The 19,318-nt window shown below is 46.1% G+C and carries 17 protein-coding genes and 1 pseudogene; 13 read left to right on the top strand and 5 right to left on the bottom strand.

Features of this window, described 5'->3' with window-relative positions:
- Positions 1 to 48: 48 nt before the first annotated feature.
- A complete protein-coding gene (locus ACTWJ7_RS29120) occupies positions 49 to 720 on the bottom strand; it encodes a 3'-5' exonuclease (protein WP_285077932.1) in 672 nt (223 codons plus the stop codon).
- A gap of 527 nt (positions 721 to 1,247) precedes the next feature.
- On the opposite strand from ACTWJ7_RS29120, the gene ACTWJ7_RS29115 reads away from it, so the two are divergent.
- Complete coding sequence (locus tag ACTWJ7_RS29115) at positions 1,248 to 3,029, top strand: proline--tRNA ligase (protein ID WP_301879715.1); 1,782 nt, start codon at positions 1,248 to 1,250, stop codon at positions 3,027 to 3,029.
- Positions 3,030 to 3,646: 617 nt separating this feature from the next.
- Here the strand turns inward: ACTWJ7_RS29115 and ACTWJ7_RS29110 are convergent.
- The 3 genes and pseudogenes from ACTWJ7_RS29110 to ACTWJ7_RS29100 all read right to left on the bottom strand — a co-directional run bounded on the left by ACTWJ7_RS29110 (position 3,647) and on the right by ACTWJ7_RS29100 (position 6,530).
- Positions 3,647 to 5,445 (bottom strand): annotated as a pseudogene (locus ACTWJ7_RS29110) (5'-nucleotidase C-terminal domain-containing protein).
- A gap of 191 nt (positions 5,446 to 5,636) precedes the next feature.
- Positions 5,637 to 6,044: an ImmA/IrrE family metallo-endopeptidase gene (locus tag ACTWJ7_RS29105; protein ID WP_285077937.1), complete on the bottom strand. Its 408-nt coding sequence runs from the start codon at positions 6,042 to 6,044 to the stop codon at positions 5,637 to 5,639.
- Positions 6,045 to 6,086: 42 nt separating this feature from the next.
- Positions 6,087 to 6,530, bottom strand: a complete 444-nt coding sequence (locus tag ACTWJ7_RS29100; protein WP_301879713.1) for a helix-turn-helix domain-containing protein — start codon at positions 6,528 to 6,530, stop codon at positions 6,087 to 6,089.
- A gap of 870 nt (positions 6,531 to 7,400) precedes the next feature.
- On the opposite strand from ACTWJ7_RS29100, the gene ACTWJ7_RS29095 reads away from it, so the two are divergent.
- The 7 genes from ACTWJ7_RS29095 (at position 7,401) to ACTWJ7_RS29065 (ending at position 13,409) form a co-directional block, all read left to right on the top strand.
- Positions 7,401 to 7,883, top strand: coding sequence for an ArpU family phage packaging/lysis transcriptional regulator (locus ACTWJ7_RS29095; protein WP_053783401.1), 483 nt, complete (start codon positions 7,401 to 7,403; stop codon positions 7,881 to 7,883).
- Between the two features lie 96 nt (positions 7,884 to 7,979).
- On the top strand, positions 7,980 to 9,650 hold the full coding sequence (locus ACTWJ7_RS29090) for a GAF domain-containing sensor histidine kinase (protein WP_301879712.1): 1,671 nt from the start codon (positions 7,980 to 7,982) through the stop codon (positions 9,648 to 9,650).
- 18 nt (positions 9,651 to 9,668) lie between these two features.
- Positions 9,669 to 10,391 carry a response regulator gene (locus ACTWJ7_RS29085; RefSeq protein WP_301879711.1) on the top strand — a complete coding sequence of 241 codons (723 nt, stop codon included), beginning with the start codon at positions 9,669 to 9,671 and terminating at the stop codon, positions 10,389 to 10,391.
- Positions 10,392 to 10,571: 180 nt separating this feature from the next.
- Complete coding sequence (locus tag ACTWJ7_RS29080) at positions 10,572 to 11,147, top strand: NADPH-dependent FMN reductase (protein ID WP_079350992.1); 576 nt, start codon at positions 10,572 to 10,574, stop codon at positions 11,145 to 11,147.
- A gap of 61 nt (positions 11,148 to 11,208) precedes the next feature.
- Positions 11,209 to 11,679, top strand: coding sequence for a VOC family protein (locus tag ACTWJ7_RS29075; protein WP_301879710.1), 471 nt, complete (start codon positions 11,209 to 11,211; stop codon positions 11,677 to 11,679).
- Positions 11,676 to 12,311: a VOC family protein gene (locus ACTWJ7_RS29070; protein ID WP_301879709.1), complete on the top strand. Its 636-nt coding sequence runs from the start codon at positions 11,676 to 11,678 to the stop codon at positions 12,309 to 12,311. The genes ACTWJ7_RS29075 and ACTWJ7_RS29070 overlap by 4 nt, the downstream gene beginning before the upstream one ends.
- A 144-nt stretch (positions 12,312 to 12,455) precedes the next feature.
- Entirely contained in the window at positions 12,456 to 13,409 is a 954-nt protein-coding gene (locus ACTWJ7_RS29065; protein WP_301879708.1) for a hypothetical protein, read from the top strand.
- 56 nt (positions 13,410 to 13,465) lie between these two features.
- Here ACTWJ7_RS29065 and ACTWJ7_RS29060 read toward each other — a convergent pair whose 3' ends face one another.
- Complete coding sequence (locus tag ACTWJ7_RS29060; RefSeq protein WP_301879707.1) at positions 13,466 to 13,948, bottom strand: hypothetical protein; 483 nt, start codon at positions 13,946 to 13,948, stop codon at positions 13,466 to 13,468.
- Positions 13,949 to 14,300: 352 nt separating this feature from the next.
- Here ACTWJ7_RS29060 and ACTWJ7_RS29055 point away from each other — a divergent pair, with 352 nt between their 5' ends.
- The 5 genes from ACTWJ7_RS29055 (at position 14,301) to ACTWJ7_RS29035 (ending at position 19,250) form a co-directional block, all read left to right on the top strand.
- On the top strand, positions 14,301 to 15,725 hold the full coding sequence (locus ACTWJ7_RS29055; protein ID WP_443146129.1) for a DUF4127 family protein: 1,425 nt from the start codon (positions 14,301 to 14,303) through the stop codon (positions 15,723 to 15,725).
- Positions 15,662 to 16,153 carry a hypothetical protein gene (locus ACTWJ7_RS29050; protein ID WP_443146128.1) on the top strand — a complete coding sequence of 164 codons (492 nt, stop codon included), beginning with the start codon at positions 15,662 to 15,664 and terminating at the stop codon, positions 16,151 to 16,153. The genes ACTWJ7_RS29055 and ACTWJ7_RS29050 overlap by 64 nt, the downstream gene beginning before the upstream one ends.
- Positions 16,154 to 16,485: 332 nt before the next feature.
- Positions 16,486 to 17,547: a matrixin family metalloprotease gene (locus ACTWJ7_RS29045; RefSeq protein WP_301879705.1), complete on the top strand. Its 1,062-nt coding sequence runs from the start codon at positions 16,486 to 16,488 to the stop codon at positions 17,545 to 17,547.
- Positions 17,548 to 17,600: 53 nt separating this feature from the next.
- Positions 17,601 to 17,960 (top strand): hypothetical protein, encoded by a 360-nt coding sequence (locus tag ACTWJ7_RS29040; RefSeq protein WP_301879704.1) that lies wholly within the window; start codon positions 17,601 to 17,603, stop codon positions 17,958 to 17,960.
- A gap of 237 nt (positions 17,961 to 18,197) precedes the next feature.
- Positions 18,198 to 19,250 (top strand): hypothetical protein, encoded by a 1,053-nt coding sequence (locus ACTWJ7_RS29035; RefSeq protein WP_443146127.1) that lies wholly within the window; start codon positions 18,198 to 18,200, stop codon positions 19,248 to 19,250.
- The last annotated feature ends 68 nt before the right edge of the window (positions 19,251 to 19,318 follow it).

Below are 19,318 nucleotides of genomic sequence, written 5' to 3'. Positions count from 1 at the left end.
ATGTAGCTCATGGCTGGTTCGTCTTAGTTCAAAATACGTTATATGCAGTTACTCTTTAGTCTTGAACAGGTGTGCCAGGTTACCAAAAGGGGAATCGTTGTCATCGTCTTCTGTACTGCTCGAATAGACCACTTTGGACGTGATGCCTTCATCATCTGCGGCGCAATTGGTTTCCAGGTTGAACTGGTCAAATTGATGCATGAATACTTTGGCTGTATTAATAGCATCATCCAAAGCGCGATGCTGGGTGCCATCGAATTCAATACCGCACAGCTCAAGAGCCTGAGCGAGTCCAAGCTGACGGAATTTCCCTTCTTTGCGCACTGTGCGCGACCATTGCTGCTGAAGATCATTGTGATTGGTGATCCAGGCGACATCAAGCTGATGCGTGCGACAATGAGAGATCAGTTTGGTGCGGTCATCCGGTCCCCAGGAGCACATGTAATAGGATTCACTTCCCATCCAGGCAATAAATTGATTCAGCGCTTCCGGAAAAAGGGGAGATGCGTCGATATCTTTCTGCGAAATACCCGTAAATTGAATTGTATCGGCGGACAGCACCGATTTATTGGATGGACGAACATACGTATGGAACGTGTCTGAAACGTACAGGCCGTTCTCACTTTCCGTTACTTTAACGGCACCGATATCTATAATTTCAGAAGAGTAACGTGTATTGCGGCTTACTGTGAATTCAAGATCGTAAATAATATATGGCATAGGACAAACTCCTTTATCAATTAATACATGGTTTCTATTTCTCTATATTACAGGTAACGCACGGCCATGTCAGCCATCGCTCAGGAATTCATTTTAACGTAAAGCTGGCAAGCGTATGGTTGACAATTTCTTGTAAATACACTATGGTGATCAAAATGATAACAGCGATCAACGAGGACATAATGACGTTAGCCAGCTTCGGCAGAGAGGAAACCGCTTAGTGCAAGGTTTCTGTTGCTGTTTCGTTATTCCTACCTCGCGAGCTGCGGAGGAGAATGTCCAATTGGGCTGTACCCTCCGCCGGATGGGCCCGTTATGCCCTGAAGGACTGTAAGTTCACGTTTGGCACAGGTTGCAAACGGGGAACCGGTTATGGCAAATGCTCTGTTGATTGAATGGCAGGTCAGCCGGCAAAATGCAGTTAAATAAGGGTGGTACCACGACACATTCGTCCCTTGACGGATGTGTCTTTTTGCTGTTTATAACCTGATTCACAATAACGAATAGAAGGTAAGGGGTGTGACAAGATGCGTCAAAGTGAAATGCTTGTTCCAACATTACGTGAAGCACCAGCAGAGGCAGATGCAGCAGGACATCGCTGGTTACTGCGCTCTGGCATGATTCGCCAACTCGCAGCAGGGATATACAGTTATCTGCCCTTGGGACGTCGTATCTTGCTGAATGTCGAGCGTATCGTTCGGGAAGAAATGGACCTTGCAGGATGTCAGGAAGTATTGCTGCCAATCATGCAGCCTGCTGAGCTATGGGAGGAATCCGGAAGATATACACAGTATGGTCCTGAGCTGATGCGTCTGAAGGATCGCCATGCACGGGAATTCGCCCTGGGTCCAACCCATGAAGAAGTCGTAACTGCACTGGCTCGTGACGAAGTTAATTCCTATCGGAAGCTGCCGTTTACACTTTATCAGATTGGAACCAAATTCAGAGATGAACGTCGTCCAAGATTTGGATTACTTCGGGGACGGGAGTTCATCATGAAGGATGCGTACTCTTTTGCATCAGATTGGGAAGAGCTGGATCGCACCTATCAGGCTATGAATACAGCATACTCGCGCATTTTGGAGCGTTGTGGACTGGAATATATTCGCGTGGAAGCCGATGCAGGCACCATTGGTGGTCAGGGGGAGACCCATGAGTTTATGGCACTTGCCGATGTGGGAGAAGATACGATCGTAACCTGCAAACATTGTGGATATGCCGCAAATCTGGAGAAGGCAGGATATCAGACTTCTGAATCTTCTGCTAATCATGCAGGACCAGCTGATACTTCTACTGACCCCAAAACAGTCGATAAAGCCGATGGGAATACTAAAGGGGACACACTGGTTCGTATCGAAACTCCAGGGGTACGTACGATCAATGAGCTAAGCGCCTTTGTGGGTGAGGACGCTCGGCATATGATCAAAACGCTTCTTTATCAAGCGGATGGTCAACTAATCGCTGCGCTTGTTCGTGGGGATCATGAAGTGAATGATATCGCTCTGAAGCAGGTACTAGGTGCAGAGGAGCTGATCTTGGCTGATGAAACTGCACTTGCAGTTCATCCGAAATTAACTGTAGGCTTCCTGGGTCCGATTGGACTGGATCTGCCGATTGTAGTGGATGCGGATGTCGCTGTTATGGAACATGCAATTACAGGAGCGAATGAAGTCGATATACACTATTCGAATGTACGTCCGGGTATAGATTTTACTTTGGACAAAGTAGATCGAATTCGTTTCGCTGCTGAAGGTGACGGCTGCCCAACCTGTGGAGAATCGCTTGTATTCACAAAAGGAATCGAAGTGGGGCATATCTTTAAACTGGGAACCAAGTACAGTGACGCCATGGGAGCATCCTTCCTGGATCGCAATGGACGGCAGTGCGCACCAGTAATGGGTTGTTACGGGATCGGTGTGTCTCGTCTGATGGCGGCTATTGCTGAACAATATGCCGGAGAAGATGGTATCCGTTGGCCAGCAGCTGTCGCACCTTATCATGTACATCTGATTCCAATGAGTTGGAAGGAAGAGCAGCAGCGCGAGCTTACGCTGCAGCTGGAACAACAACTTACAGATGCCGGATACAGTGTATTGGTCGATGATCGTGATGAACGTCCAGGAGTGAAGTTCAAGGATTCGGAATTGATCGGATTGCCTGTCCAAATTGTAATTGGTCGAGGTGCGGCAGAAGGACAAGTGGAATTTGGATCACATGTTCTTGCAGTCCAAGGTGAATCCAAACGAATCAGTATGACGGCACAAGAGGCTGTAAGTCAGGTGAAAGTTCAGCTTATAGTCCGGAATTAAAAAAAGCCATCCTTATGGCACTGTGCACGTGTCTCTATATAATAGAACGATCTATAATAGGTCCGGATATTATGCGATAAGAGCTGCTTGTGGTTATGTAACGGAGTAAAGCGCTAAAAAGAGGGCTATAGTCACATAAGGATGCAACAATATTTGCGTATTGTCATACCAAGTAACTAGAATTTGAAAAATTGTATTCTGTATACAGTAGGTTTGTTCAGAAGAGCTACAGATATGGTGTGTTAGCAAAGTATGCATGTGCAAATATGCAAATCATGGACGATAAATATGTCGATTCAAATGTGAAATATCCGCATGAGAGTGGCAATTATAGAGATTTCTTCTATAGTCCATGATTGGGGACAAGGGATGAAGTGATTTCTCAAAGTGAATCAAGAGATTTATTTTTGCAGCAAAGCTATATTCACGTAGACATGAATTGTACAACTCAGCAGATTAACCATGGGTGAAGTAATTTGTAAATTAGAAAAGGGTGTCCATCAGCCGGTTATGGCTTGAGGGACACCCTTTCTTTGGAATGGATTGATGGCTACAACTATTTCTGATTCTGTCGCATCCTGGAGATCATCGGTTCGAGCTGTTTTTCTCTGATAATCTTAAGAGGCTGCAGGCAGTTTCAATTGTTGACCTGGATAGATCCAGTGTGGATTTTTGATTTTATTCAGCTTTTGCAGAGCTTGCCAAGTTGTACCGTATTGTTTGGAGATGGAGTACAGGGAATCTCCGGATTTAACAACATGCACTTTGGCTGGAGCTGGTTTGCTTGGTGTCGGTTTCGACGGTGTTTCTGGTTTTGGTGTCTCTGGTTTCGGTGTAGTTGGTGCTGGTGTTTCGGTTACTGGAGCTTCCGGTTGAACCGCAGGAGCTTTTGCTTCCTTGATTCGGCCGTCTGTTTTGATATCAACAGCGCCCAGTTTTTGCATGTATCCGATCAATGCTTCATCCATAGCACCGTACATGCCTGACGTTGCGTATTTTGCGAACATGGTGTACTCGTCACCACCAACAGCAGTGAAATCATTTGTAGCCAGCGTATACGTTGCTTTCGGGTCAAGGGCTTTATCGCCGATCATGACGGAATGTACACGGCTGCCTTTTGCAGCGGAAGAATCAATGCTGAATGTCATGCCGGATACTTGCGGAATCCACCGCTTGGTTCCGGATAAGATCCTACACCGTTTTCAAGGGCTGCAAGTACATCAGAGCCTTTTACTTCAAGCGTTACAACCTGATTACCAAAAGGAAGTACTGTGATAACATCACCTTTGGTTACGATACCTTTTTCAATGGAAGAACGAATACCGCCACCGTTTGTGAGTGCGATATCAGCTTTGCTGACGTCACGGATGGCATCTGCCAGCAGGTCACCCAGGTTAGTTTCACCTGCACGTACTTGTTCACGTTTGCCGTCCAGCAGAATCGCTGTATTGGCTACTTCTTCTTTCAGAATAGGCTCTTGTTCTTTCTGAATGGAATTCACCAATGCGGCTACTTTCTCATTCGGTTTGATGTCTTTTGCTTCGGTTTCATCAATCAATGTTGCTTGTTTTTTGGTTACTTTACCGCCGTCAACCCACAGGTCGATAACACCTACAAAGTTAGTATACTCACCGGCGCTGGCGATCAGTGTTCCGTTATCGGATACAAGTCCATCCTGCAGAACCGTATGGCTATGACCATCGATGAATACATCAATGCCAGGCACTTCTTTCACAACTTTGAGGCTAGTATCGGTGCTGGACGCGTCTTGTCCAAGGTGTCCCAATACCACAACAACATCGACTTTGCTGCGAATTTCGTTTACGAGCACTTTAGCTTCCGCAGATGGGTCTGTAATGTCCAGACCTTCCATATTTTTCGGGTTCGTTTTGTACATCGTTTCCGGTGTGGAGAGGGCGATAATACCAATCTTCACGCCATCTACTTCTTTAATAAGATAAGGTTCAAACAGACGAGTACCGTCTTTTTTCTTCACATTGGCACTGATCATTGGAAAATTCATCATATCCGCCAGTTCAAGCAAACGCTTGGAACCGTAGTTGAATTCATGGTTGCCCGGAACGATGGCCTGATAGCCCATTTCGTTCATGACTTTGACAATGCTCTCACCGTTAACGAGCGTAGCAAAGGTTGTACCATGCACTGCATCTCCGGCATCCAGCAGAAGGGTGTTTGGGTTTTCGCTACGGTATTTGTCCGCAATTCCAGCAACCTTGGCGAAACCCATCGCAGGTGAGGACTCAACTGCGCGTGCGTGCATGTCATTCGTATGTAGAATAGTAATGTGCTTACCTGTGCCCGAAGTTGTATCTGTTGCAGCAGAGGCGAAGCCTACACTGCCAAATAACAGACAGAGCGTTAGCACAAGTGAAACGTAAGTCTTCCAGATTTTCATATGAATCAGTAACCCCCCAAAAAATAATAATCTCGTGAGCGTTTGCACAACTCATGTTGTATTTTACCAGACTATTATTAGGAAATCTCGAGATTTGTGTAAAAATAGGTAACCTGAAAGTGACATCTGATTTTAATAGTGGAAGATTAAGAGATGAATTGACTTATAAGGAACGTATGTTCTTAGGAAGACTAAAAAAAATGCTGCACTTCACGTGGCAGTCCTGTACGTAAACAAAATTTCTCCAGTGATTCATCCGGCTCAGGCCTTAATCCGGAAGTGAGAAGCTGTATGGCAAAACGATTGGCCTGTCTTTCCAGCTTGCCTGGTGCAAAATAGGAGTGTTCCTCCAGAAAGAACCGGTTTATGCCTTTGTGTAATCGGTCATGTCCAAGCTCATGGGCACACACGAAACGCTGCCATTCCGGCGGTAAATCATTGTGAATGACGATAAATCTGCGACGGAGCTTTCGGAAATACAGTCCTTTGGTAGACTTGCCCAGATTGGTGAACCGGATCTGTATTCCAATGGCTCTGGCAATGCTGAAAGGGCAGTTGGTCCGGTGTTTTCGAATCAGCTTTGTTACAATGTCATCCATATCATCTCACCTGCTGCTTTAGTTTATTCAGCTTGAAATGCTTCATGGGCGCTCGTCCGGATCATTCGTTTTTTTGCGTTTGTTCATCTGCTTGGCTTCCCAGAACAGACCTGTCAGGACATCCTTGATTCGTTTCTTGTCCTCATCATCCAGCGGGATGCCGTCAAACATCAGATCATCCTCGTCCTCCAGCATCCTTTTGAAGTCCCGACGGTCCTTGTACGTTGCCCATTCCGGAGCCTGCAACTCGATTGCTGTATTTGAGACTTCCAGATACCCGGCCTGCTTCATCATATCTGCGTAAGGAACCGAAAGCGCGTCAGAGATTTTGCGGATGGTGGCGGGCTTGGGAACACCGCGAACCCCATTCTCAATGCGTGAAATTTGCGAGTTGCTGATTCCTGCTGCTTCGGCGAGTTGATTGATGCTGTATCCCTGTTGCTCGCGCAGTTGTTTCAGATAAGGACCAAAAGCGTGCTCCACCATTCATGCCACTCCTTTGATTCGTACAAGTATGTTAACAATTATTAAGAAGACAGTTGGACGGGGGAGGTAGATGCGCACTCTAAGCCCGTTCCGGATTCGGATCGTTCTTTCGATCGCTGTTATCCCCAGATTTCTTTGTTTCCCTTTCCTAAAAGGGAGAAATCCGGTGATAAAGGCGAACGCTTCGCTTCTTCAGAATCGATTCCGTCTCCTTCACTACGTTTGCTCGTGATACGTACCTAAACACGACGCAGGACAATTCTCGGTAGCTTCTTAATAAAAATCAAATGACTTATACGAGGATCTTTAATTATCTGTACTATATCGTATATATACCATTAGGTAAAGGGATATGAAACAATTATGCCAAAAGGTAAAGGAAATGAGAGCGCGGCTTTTATTTTATAGTTAAAACGACCCAAAATGAAGGTTTACGCCGATCCCCAGAAAGTGGTATCCTCAAATAGAAATACGAACAAAATACGAACAAAATGTAAATTGGAGACAAGTTGAGTGATCGGGAAAATGAATTATTCCTGCTTCATAGCTGGCTTAAATTGATTCCAAAAGGCAACAGGAAAAATTGAAAAATGCCGTTACTATTTCAGAGAACTGGATAACCCTAATAAAGATGAGATGAATGCGAGTTTAATTTTTATAGAATGAACTTTAAGTTACGCAAAACGAAGAGGACAGAAAAAAGCTGGAGAAGCGAAGCGTTCGCATTTATCACTGGATTTTTACATTAGAAAATATAATCAAAAAAATCTGGGGATAACAGCGATCGTAAGATTTTTCTGTCATCGGAGTCGAACATGCGAGGCTACTAGACTTTCATTCTATAACGAATGTTAAAGGAGGAGAATGAATATGGAACTGATGCTGCCCGAATTGGACCGACGCAAAACACAGACTGCCGTAGAAGCCGCGCTGGAAAAATACCGGATTTATAAAACGATTGCTTTTGAAGAACGAGAGGTGATGGTGACGGCGAGTTACGCTGAGCGTTTCCATGGTGCAACGAATGTGACCGGGGATTCCACCGCCAGAACGGCAATCTATAATGTGGATGTGCAGCGCGCACGTCAGGCTTACTGCGATACGATTGATTTTGTTGTCTCTCGACTGAGCGAGAAGGAACGTGTACTTGTCAGCGAACGTTATCTGAAGGATGACGATGTATTTGACTATAAAGTGTATAACCATGTGTTTGATCCGCCTGTCAGCAAGGATACGTATACGAAGATTCGGACACGTGCTTTCTATAAAATGGCGCTGGCTCTGTCGGACCGCGGTCTGATCAATATGGAGCCTTTATCTGCATCTCGTAAAGAACGACAGAAGCTGGGTTAGATGTTAAGCCAGAAGTTCATCCTTTTATATCCTTCGCTGATTGTATACAATAATTGAAAAACAACACTAAGGATCAGTCAAAGGAGAGGAATCCGCATGACGGAACAAGCCGGAATGCAGGAGATGTACACACTGAAGACGATCGCGGAAACGCTCAACACTTCTAACGACCTGAATTTGATGCTGGATACGGTGCTCGGCAAACTGTTGGAACTGACAGGATTGACTGCGGGCTGGGTGTTCCTGATTGATACTCAGGGAGAATACGTCTGTATTGCTGATCACCGTCTTCCTCCTGCACTGATGCATCATGACAAGGAACCGATGCGCTGCGGGTCTTGCTGGTGCGTGAATCGCTTCCGTGACGGGAGATTGGATAATGCTGTAAATATTATTAATTGCAAACGTCTGGAGGATGCGGTTGAACATCAATGGGGAGATACCCATGACATCACCCATCATGCGACGGTCCCGCTCCGCTCAGGGGAGAAGATGCTGGGATTGCTGAATGTGGCTGCTCCGGGCAAAGAGCATTTTAGTGATAGTGAGCTGGCACTTTTGCAGGCTGTAGCTTATCAGATCGGCAGTGCGATGGAGCGGATGCGATTATACAGCGCGGAGCAAAGGCGGGCGGATCTGTATGCCAGGCTGGGAGAGTACAGCAGATCGCTGGGCCTGGCAGTGAACGAGTGCAGCAATTCAGACGACATGGCGAAGAAGGTTGTACAGCTGCTCGGGCAGCATTATGACTGGCCTTTTGTTGCACTGTTATCGCAGAAGAACGGAAGTTTTATGGTACAAGCTGCCCATATTCTTGGCAAGTTCGAGATGCTGACACGTTCTCAACTTTCTCTACAGGGGGAGAGTCGCATGCATCGAGTGATTGATTCTCATCGTGCGACGGTATTGGCGGCAATGGAGATTCAAGAAGTTTCAGCACTTTGCAATACTCTGCTCCCTATGTCCGTTTTGGCCTCGGGCCTGGCTGCTCCTATCCCGTTAAGCTCTCCTGGCGAAACGGCAATACTGGTGGTTGGCTTGGGTTCTTCCAATGGTTTCCTTCAGGCAGATCGTGAGGTTCTCGATGCACTCGCTGAACATATAACAGCCTCGTGGGAAAGTCTGAGACTGGTTTACAAACGCCGGGAATTAACCCGACTGGAGGAACGAAATCGGCTGGCAAGGGATTTGCATGATTCGGTGAATCAAATTTTGTTCTCCCTGTCCCTGACAGCTAAAGGTGCAGAGAGCATGTTATCCGGATCACTACAGCTGCATCCGGCCGCGGAAGCAATGAAGGATATACGTACCTTGTCACAGGAAGCCTTGAAGGAGATGCGTGCCTTGATTATGCAGCTTCGCCCGGCAGGTTTGGAGTCTGGTCTGCTCAGTGCTTTGCAGGAGTATGGTACAGGACAGGGGTTGCAAGTCGTTGTACACCGGACGGGTATGCGGTCCTTGCCTCAAAGTATTGAGGAAGGACTATGGCGTATTGGACAGGAAGCGCTCAATAATGTACGTAAACATGCGGGAGTTACTTCCGCTGAGATATCCCTCCAGCTAAGCGATCAGGAAGCGATATTCATCGTTACAGATCGGGGCAAAGGTGGAGCCAAAAGGCGTGAGGCCTTGCCTGCCAGTTCACTTGGTCTGTCCATCATGAGGGAACGGGCGCAATCGCTGGGTGGCAGACTAGAACTTGTAAGTTCATCCCGTAAGGGAACATCGGTAACGGTAGTCATTCCACTCCCGTCCGAATCTGTATAAAGTCAGGGGGATGAAGAGATGCCGATTACGATTTTACTCGCTGACGATCATGCAATGGTAAGACGCGGGTTGCACGTATTTTTGTCCACACAGCCAGATATGGAAGTCGTCGGAGAAGCCTCGAACGGACAGGAAGCACTGGAACAGGCAGAACAGCTGCATCCGGATGTGGTGTTAATGGATCTGCATATGCCAGTGCTTGACGGGATCGAGACGGCGAGAAGGCTTCGTGCGCTTTTACCTGGAATCCGTATCATCGTACTTACCTCTTTCTCGGATCAGGACCATGTGGTACCAGCCGTACGCGCAGGAGTGAAGGGCTATCTGCTCAAAGACATTGAGCCAGAGGATCTTGCCGTTGCCATCCGCAATGTGCACGCAGGTCAGGTAGAATTGCATCCTGCGGCAGCGGGTCAATTAATGCATGTGATGGCTTCGTCTGAGCTTCCGATGAATGAAGCACATGGACGTGCCAATCCCCTTACGTCCACTCGGCCTCCAGAACAAGAGCGGGATGGGGTAGGGATAGAAACTTCTGATGGACCGGACATGCTCACCCGGCGGGAACGAGAGGTGCTGGGACTGATCGCACAAGGATTGAGTAATAAAGAGATTGCCATAAAGCTGATCATAACCGAGAAAACGGTGAAAACCCATGTCAGTCATCTTTTGGACAAATTAGGACTGGCAGACCGGACCCAAGCTGCGCTTCATGCTGTAAGAAATGGCTGGGTTGTCTGATCCATCTTCCAATATTCTCAGACTAAAGTCGTAGAAACTCAACCCAAAGGTTGAGTTTTTTTGTGCTGGAAGTTAAGTCTATCTGCTGACGATTCGGAGACAGAAGCACGGTAAGATGAGAGTAACGAAATTTATAACGCAGCGTAGGGACGACTATTAAAACGTAGGAGAGTGACATAGATGAATATCTTGATTTTGGCAGGCAGTAATCGGAAAAATGCAACCAGCACACGTTTAGGGGAATATGCCGTGGAGGTAATCAGTGGTCAGGGACATGAAGCCAGCCTGTTTGATTTGTATCAAAGACCGCTTCCATTCTATGCACCGGATGAGAAACAGAACGATGATCAGAACCTCGCCGACCTGAACACACGTATGCTCGCGGCAGATGCCATTATTCTGTCTACACCAGAGTATCACGGCAGCATAAGCGGTGTGCTCAAGAATGCATTGGATCACCTGAGCCAGGCTCATTTCAGTGGTAAACCAGTATTGTCCATCAGCTCAGCAGGAGGAGCTGTTGGGGTAAGTTCGCTTTTGCAGCTGCAGGCGATCATTCGCAATTTGCACGGGATTAACGCACAGGAGTGGATTTCCATTGGTGGTGCGCAGCGGAGACGGTTTGAGGCAACGTTTGACGGATACGAAGAGTTTGAAGGCAGTCAGGACATTGAAGACCGGATCAAACGCGTGCTTGGTTCATTTTTGCACCTTGCCGAGACGTTAACTTCAGTACGGAAATCCTCCGGGAGTTAAGAGAGGGAAGTAGAGTAGCGGGATGCTAACCACAGATAAAGAGAGAAAAGAGGTTTTCATCATGATTAAAGGCATATTTGAGACGCATCTGAACGTAACGGATTTGGAGAGATCGCATCATTTTTATGAACAAATGGTTGGATTACGGTATGCCTATGGGCAGAAGGAACGTGGCAACTCCTTTTACTGGATTGGTGGTGAAGGCAACGCGATGCTCGGACTGTGGCAAAAGGACCCCTCCGAGGTGCAGCGGCAGCATTTTGCTTTTCAGGTATCGTTGGAGGACATGAAACAAGCTGTCACTTACCTGGAGGATAAAGGGATCAAGACGCGTAACTTTCTGGACGATGATATTGGCGAGTTGTATGTATTTGGGTGGATGCCTGCGGTGTCCGTGTATTTTACCGATCCGGATGGTCATTCTCTGGAATTCATATCGATGCTCCCGGATGAAGCGCAGCCTGAACTCGGCATGGTGCCATGGAGTGAGTGGGAGAAGATGCACGGTCGGGTGAAGGAGGACACGGCATGATTTTTGAAGAAGTCAAATTATATACAGCACGACTGGAAGACATTCAACCATTTTATGTGGATACTCTGGGATTGGAGTTGCTGGAGGAGTCCGAGCATTCATTTACGATTCGAGTCGGTTTGACGAAGATGATATTCGCTGAGAATGGAACGGAACAGGAACCCTTTTATCACGTTGCCTGGATGATTCCGAAGAATCGTTTTGAAGAGGCCAAAGCGTGGGCAGCGGCACGTGTCCATCTAAGTAGGTATGAAGGTAAGGATGAGACCTATTCAACCAATTGGAACTCGAATTCGCTCTATTTCGAAGATCCTGCCGGTAACATTCTGGAGCTGATTGCTCATCATACCGTTCATAACGAGAGTGACCATCCCTTTTCGAAGCAGGATCTGCTGCAGGTGTGTGAGGTGGGGTTAGTTACGGAAGATGTGCTTTCCACGGTGGATGAACTTGAGCAGATGGGGGTGAAGCGATGGGGTGAAGCTAGTGATACCTTTGCCCCTGTAGGGGATGTGAACGGACTGTTTATTGTGGTGAAGAAGGAACGTGTCTGGTTCTTTTCGGAGCAACAAGCACAGATGTATCCATTTGAAGTGGCCATCCGTGAAGTGGGAAAGCTTCGGATTGGTTAATATGGGAAGCAGCGGGCAAAACGGTCATATGTGCACCCTTTGAATCATCTTATAGAAGTAAACGCTTTAAAAGGAGTGTTTTGCTAAAAAAACGGTCTATGGTCGTTTGTGTTTCAGAATTGGCATCGATAGAAGGGTGGTGGCATGTTGGATCGACGTTTGTTGGAGGAAGGGCTGGATATTATGGTGTCCAGTCGGGAGCGTACAGGAGATTTGTGGCACGCCCATTATGGGGCGGGAGCTATTGCGGCTTATTTTTGGGTGCGGGAAAATCGTCTCACTGCCCTTGCAGCGGGCAGTGTTACGGCTGAAGCGAAAGCGATGCTTCGCCAGCATGGATTGAACGATGGTTTGACCTCCCAGAGGGGAGATGTTTTGCCAAGGGAAGAGGCCGAAGCGCGTATTACGGCAGCGCTGGATCGAACGATCGGAGAGCTGCATTGGGTTGGCCATCAGGTCATCTACGGTGCCCTTAGCCTGAAAGCCATTCGGGAACTGGATGGTTGGGGCTCGGACCACGACTTGAATCAGCTGGTTGCACTTATTGATTCTTTTGAACGAACCATTCCAGGCAGATCATGGATGAACACGACTGTGAAAGAAATTCGCGGCTTAAAAGTAGATGATGCAGACGGATTTCCTGAAGTTGAAAGCCCTGAACAATTGTCCCGTCTAATTCTGGATGAGCTTGGAGCGTTCCGCACGATCTATCACGCGGAAGCGCATCATGATCTGATCGGCCATATGCTGACCTATGGGCATGCGCTTAACATATTATATGAACTGGATTATCCGACCTTGTTCCACAAGGGCATTCCACCATTCCTGAAGATGGTCAAGGCTTTGCGACTGAGCCGGGATGTGGACGTTGAGCAGGAGATGCCAACGCTGCAATGTCCAGTCGATCGACTGCCATTGATCCGTGCAGAACGTTCTGTTGCACTGCCCCATGAACTGGAATACTGGCTGACCGACAGACGTTCCCACGATTGGCATGGAGGTCATCTGTTCAAATTTCCATTCAGCTTCTACCATCATGCCAGAAACGGAAATTCAGTTCCGGAAAGCTGGGAAAACTTCCGCTATATTATTGCGTGAGAAAAACATACATTTAAGAGAGCATTGCCTGAGATGGCTGTGCTCCTTTTATCTTTTTAAAGGAGCCAAATTTCAAGAATAAACAGGATCAGAATGACTCTGGATACCAGCATGTATGGTGATTTTCGGACGGGCTGACGCGCTGTCCATATTCCCCAGGAACTCATAAGTGCAATACTGCCCCAGAACATCCACAAGGGAATGCCTTCGGGCGTAAATGGAAAGGACAGCGAGGGCAGACCTGTGTTACCAGCTCCAAGAAGAACAGTGGTCATATAGACGAGCACAAGGAAAAGTAACTCAAATAGCAGGGTTTGCAGCCAGAAATAATAGATGTGGAGCACTCGGAGCAGAATGACTGTGACCAGGATAAACAGGATACCAACGGATGAGAATGTGGCAGCGGTCCATCCAATGAGTGATGAAGTTACAACAGCTGTTTCTTGATAAAAGGTGTACATTGTCAAAGCATACATAACGGGGCCAGCCATATAACTGGTGACAGCGATACACAGATAGAACCAGAGCTTTTTTTTCATGATCGTATCCATCCTTTACTGTAAATAAAGTTTAAAAGGCAACTTTTATCATATAAACAGCATCAGGAATGAATTTGTTGGGTTATCCGACAGAAGCCTCTGCAAGAAACCGACGTTTAACCGCCATGATGGCTACAACAAATAGACGTAATCCATACGGATAACCGTCAGCGCGACCAATGTAAACATGTAAGATTGTATTATCGGATCAATAGCAAGTGACACATCCCGATAAGCACATACGCTAATGTACAGACCGGCCTGGGGGCCGTTTTTTTATGCGGTGAGTGCACACTTGCTCTGATCGGGTACTAAATAAAGATTGAATATATCTAACAGGAGGTTTTAGGATATGAAAACAGTATTGTATGTTCCACTGGATGATCGTCCAGCGAATCTGGATGACGTCGTTGTACAAGGAAAAGCAGCCGGTATCCATATCATTACACCGCACCTGGGTGACATTCAAAATCGTCTGGATTCCAAGAAAACGGTCGAAGGCACAACCTTACTTGGAACGTCTACGCCTACGTATGGTAAACCGTCCAACATTCATGATTTTATTCTGAAGCATGCTGCCAAAGTCGATGGATTCATTATCTCGTCGGATATGCTGGCATATGGTGGTCTGATTGGCAGTCGTCAGCTTCGTGAGGATGGAGGAGGCACAAATCCTGATTACGATCAGAACACAACCCGTTTGCTCGATGTGATTAAAGCCATTAAAAAGAAATATCCGCGCAAACCGGTGTATGTGATGGATACCATTATGCGACTCGCTACCACTTCATTTGCAGATGGTCTCGCATTGGATGCTTACAACGAATCTCGTGCATTGATGCAGCAGCCACGGCAGTCCTTTACGGCATTCGAGGATATTGTGAATGGGTATAACCTTTCTCCAGAGTCTACGGAATATGGGGAAACGACGTATTTTAATAAAGAACAGTACTACAACACCAGACAACATAAATTCAAAACAAATCTATACATTCTGGATCAGCTTGCTCGCAAAGGATATATTGATTTCCTCGCCGTAGGAGTCGACGATGCGAATACGCAAGGCGTTCAGATTAATGAGATCAATTATGTGGAAGCTCGGATAAATGAATGGCTTGGTGGGACGGATGGACAAAATCCGGATCGGGCGATTATTCTTCCGGATGCTGACGGCCTGGGTCACGCTCTGGTGGCACGCATGGCGAATCAATTGCTTCGCGGTGGGGCGAAGACACGTTATGCGGTAAAATATTTCGGCCCTCATGGTTCAACGATTATCAATGCCTACGAATATATGGATCTGCACAAAAATGTGGTGCGCCATGTAGATATTGTAGGTGGTGTGGTTGTAGCGGATTCCGCTTATCCAGAGCCTGATGTGGCAACGGATACAACTTCCGATGTGGAAAATGGAAATGAATTGACGAATGCTACATCTGCCGATGAAGCGGCTTCGTTTGACATGGCGTCTGAGCTGGATCGCATGACGAACTGTCATCCAGGAACACCGGGTAAAAGGCCTGTGGACATTGAGATTATTGCCATTACGGCGCTGGATCAGGTGCATTCGGCTGTGGCTCAATTGACGAGTAATAGTGAGAAGGGTCTTCCTTCGGTGTTGATTGATTTTGTAGGTAAAGGTCCAGCCAACGTCGATGTAGCCGAAGCACTCCTAAGCAGTCCGTATACGGGTCGGGTTCTGGGTTACAGTGCATGGAATACACCGGGAACAAAATCGGTATGGCTGTGGGTATGGGACAATCGCGCTTTGCTTTGATTACAACTGAAACACATGCCCACACGTTGCGAGATGCCATGAATGCACAGGGGTCATTGTTGTTCAAACGCTTCCTGAAAGATTACTATTATAAAGCTGTAGCGATTGCAGATATTCGGACGTATTCGAGAGCGCATGCGCTGTATACCAATGTGGCAACCCTTGCAGATCAGAACATGTCACTCTTCAACTCCGAGGAGGATTACGCTCATCTGCAGACGCTGCTGCGGGATCTGATGCAGACCCATACAGCGACACTAGCGGGAAAACCGGCTTTTGCCCAAGGGAATGTGGCGATCAAACAAATCTGTAATGGCGAACCAGTCTATGCGGAGTACTGCAGCGCACTGCTGGAATATGCGAACCCCGATTTCATCTGGGGACGTGCGTTTGAGATTACGTTGAATCCCAAGGTTTCGCTGAAATAAGCTATATTTTTTAATTTGTGTTTTAGGAAGTGGAATGTGGCGAGCATCCATAAAGAAAGATTAGGATGCTATCTTTTGTATGAAAATGATCAGTATATTCAGGAATTAATTCAATTTATTTTTGTTCAATTCAATAATTGATTAAAGATTAGCACTTTTCTACTAAACTTCCACCAGGGAAAAATTAGTATAAAAGTGCTATTTTGTCTGTATTCTGTTGACCCTTTTGTATATTCAAGGTTATAGTTTTTTGTGGAAAAAAAATCCAATAACAGAAGAGTGGTTCTATGAAACATATTAAGAAAGCGTTATTATGAGGCTTAGGAGGATTATTGTTTAGTAACATACAAGCTTATGCGACTCCAGTAACTGGTTACTCTTGGGGAAGCAGAAATATAACTTATCAAAACAATGGTTTTAATAATTTCTACATAAACATATGGACAAATGCTAGAGATGAACGGAACTTATCTACTGATGTCTTTCTAAAAGCTGGTACGAATTCTAAATTTACTGCGGGCAATAAATCTGACAGTGGCGTTACTTGGGATGGACGTGCGGAATGGACATTTAGTATTATAACTGGAAACTATTCCACTATGAAAACATGGGTTAATACATACTACACAACGCAAAGTCATTACAATACAGACAATGTAGAGGGTATCGCAACTCATGAATTTGGTCATGCTCTTGGGTTGGATCATGCTCCATTTGGTAATCCTACAGTTATGACTCCAAATACATTTGAACGTAATTCTTCTGGAGCTTTAGTAGACGGGCGTCCAAACAAGTCACCAACTTCATGGGACATAAATACCATTAATGTTCTTTATGATAATAACTTTGCTAAAGCTCAGAGTGATGAACCTGTGCTAGATGTTCCCGAAAATGTTCTTCAAAAGGCTCAAATCACACAAAAAGATTTGAAAATAAATCATTATTCCTGGGCTATTGGCTATAGCACACTCGAAGCTCGTGCATATGATGCAGATCTTATTGTGAGTGGGATTGTTAAAAACAAACTTAGTCCTCTCATTAAAAATGATGGTGAAAACGAAGAAGCATTTCACCAATCGGAGGTAGCTATAGAAAATGTCATCAAAGGAGAAGGTTCAAAAGGAGATTTAATTAATCTACGACAAATTGGCGGAGAAACAGATACGTCTATTATTTACCATGAGAATTCTACCGAACTCCAAGAAGGTACAGAAGTATTGTTGTATCTAAAAAAGATCGATGATAATGTATACATTCCTATTAATGAGGATGAAAGTATCTTTATTAAACAGGGTGTACAATCATTTAAAACGGGTGACAATTCGTTTAAAAACCTATACGATAATCGTTTAGTTACTTTTGATGAAGTTTCAACTTCCACTTCCACTAATTAAAAGAAAAAGTCAAAGCCATCTAATAGGGGATCTAGTCTATACATGGAGGTAATATGAAAAGAAAATTACTACTCATACTGATCGTTTCATTGATTTTACTTTTGATTGGGTGCTCTTCATCCAGAGAAAGTTTCCCTTCAGATAAAATGATAAACCTAAAGGAAGAAGTCTATTTTACAAGCAATGACATCATCTCAGAGGAGGAACTAGCTGAACAAATAGGTGAAATAGAGGTATCCTCGACCAATGAGAGAGATCACGGTGATGGGAACGTTATAAGTTCCAACACCTACAAAGTAGGTACAAAACTATTTAAAATCAAAAACGAAAACAGTACAGATATGATTGCAGTAGAGGACTCTACAGAAGAATACCTCATTGCCTATAATACCAAATACAAAGAAATAAACTAATGTTAATAAGACATCTTATGCTTCAGCTAAATTTTCGTCTTTTTTCCACCCCAGTTACAACCTTAATCGCACCGAAGTCGTACGAATCACCATCGGCGCTAGGGATGAAAGGGTGTAAGATTGTATTATCGGATCAATAGCAAAGGACACACACCGAAAGCACATACGCTAATGTACAGACCGGCCACAAGGGGCCGGTCTTTTTGATGCGGTGAATGGTGTCCAGCTTCCGATTCGATGGAGAAACGCAAGTACAGAGACGTACTGGCGATGAGTCCCTTTTCCTATAACAGATCGGTTAAAGGGGGAGTTCATCACTGCTACATGGTCGCTGCACTGTGTGGAGCAGAACGCAAACTTGCAGCTGAAGGGGGCGAAATGAATGTGTCTATAAGTAGTGGGCTGAACAACACAGCCAATACAGGGCAACTGAGTAACGTCATCAGGCGAACGTTGAAGCAGAAGCTGGCGGCTCTTGTTCCGGCATGGAATGGCAGAGTACTGGATGTACCTGCGCCGGGAGAAGTGTTGACTGGACCCTGTGCCGTAATTGCTTTTGCCGAAGAAGTACCGAAGTCTGCTTGGGCGGGGTATAGGAGGATCATCAAAATCTCTCCATATGCACGCTCCGAAGATGGAGGCGCAGAACAAGTGGAGGCATGGTCCTCATTGCTGATGGAAGGACTGCACCAGGTCAGGCTGGAGGATGAAGAAGGCGGGGCATTTACCTGTATCTACCTGGGTTCTTCGGATTGTGATCGTGTGGACGCCAGTTCTGGACTGGTTACGCGCAGCCTGCGATTTGGGGTGTATGCTCCGGAAACAGTGGAACACGCTCAGAGTGAAATAGCAGATTCGTGGATGGCTGCACTTCAAGGTTGGACACGAACTCAGCTCGGACAGGAATGGTCCATATATGGGGATGTTTGGCCTGGAGATTATGCGACCAAGTCCATACTGTGGCGATTGACGGGATGCAGTACAACAGCGGCGGGGACTTCGGCGTTGGAGATTCGGAAGCAATGGATTGGGCATGTGTTGGCTGCGAATGTAGGAGATGTCCGTCAAACGGTCACACATCTGGTTGAACAACTGGCTGTGCAGACCCGGATTGCTTTGACGGATACAGGCGATACGCGATATGTGACGGTGGATGAAGTTTCTGCCGACTTGCAGGCAGACGCCTACTTGAACGGGCAGATTCGTCTGACGCTGCAGCAGCGTATTCGCCGTCCAGGAACGGATGCACCATTGATCCGCGAGATTCACCATAGCAAGGGGATACAGTAAACGTTAGTCGAGAGGAACTGTAGATGGGTTCCAGATGAGAGAGATAATATCATAGCTTTAGCTTCAAA

Origin of the sequence: Paenibacillus sp. 1A_MP2 (genome assembly GCF_052244825.1) — a bacterium.
GTDB classification, from domain to species: Bacteria; Bacillota; Bacilli; order Paenibacillales; family Paenibacillaceae; genus Paenibacillus; species Paenibacillus vandeheii.
Note: the sequence above shows the minus strand (reverse complement) of the source record. Positions and strands in the feature narration are given on the sequence as shown.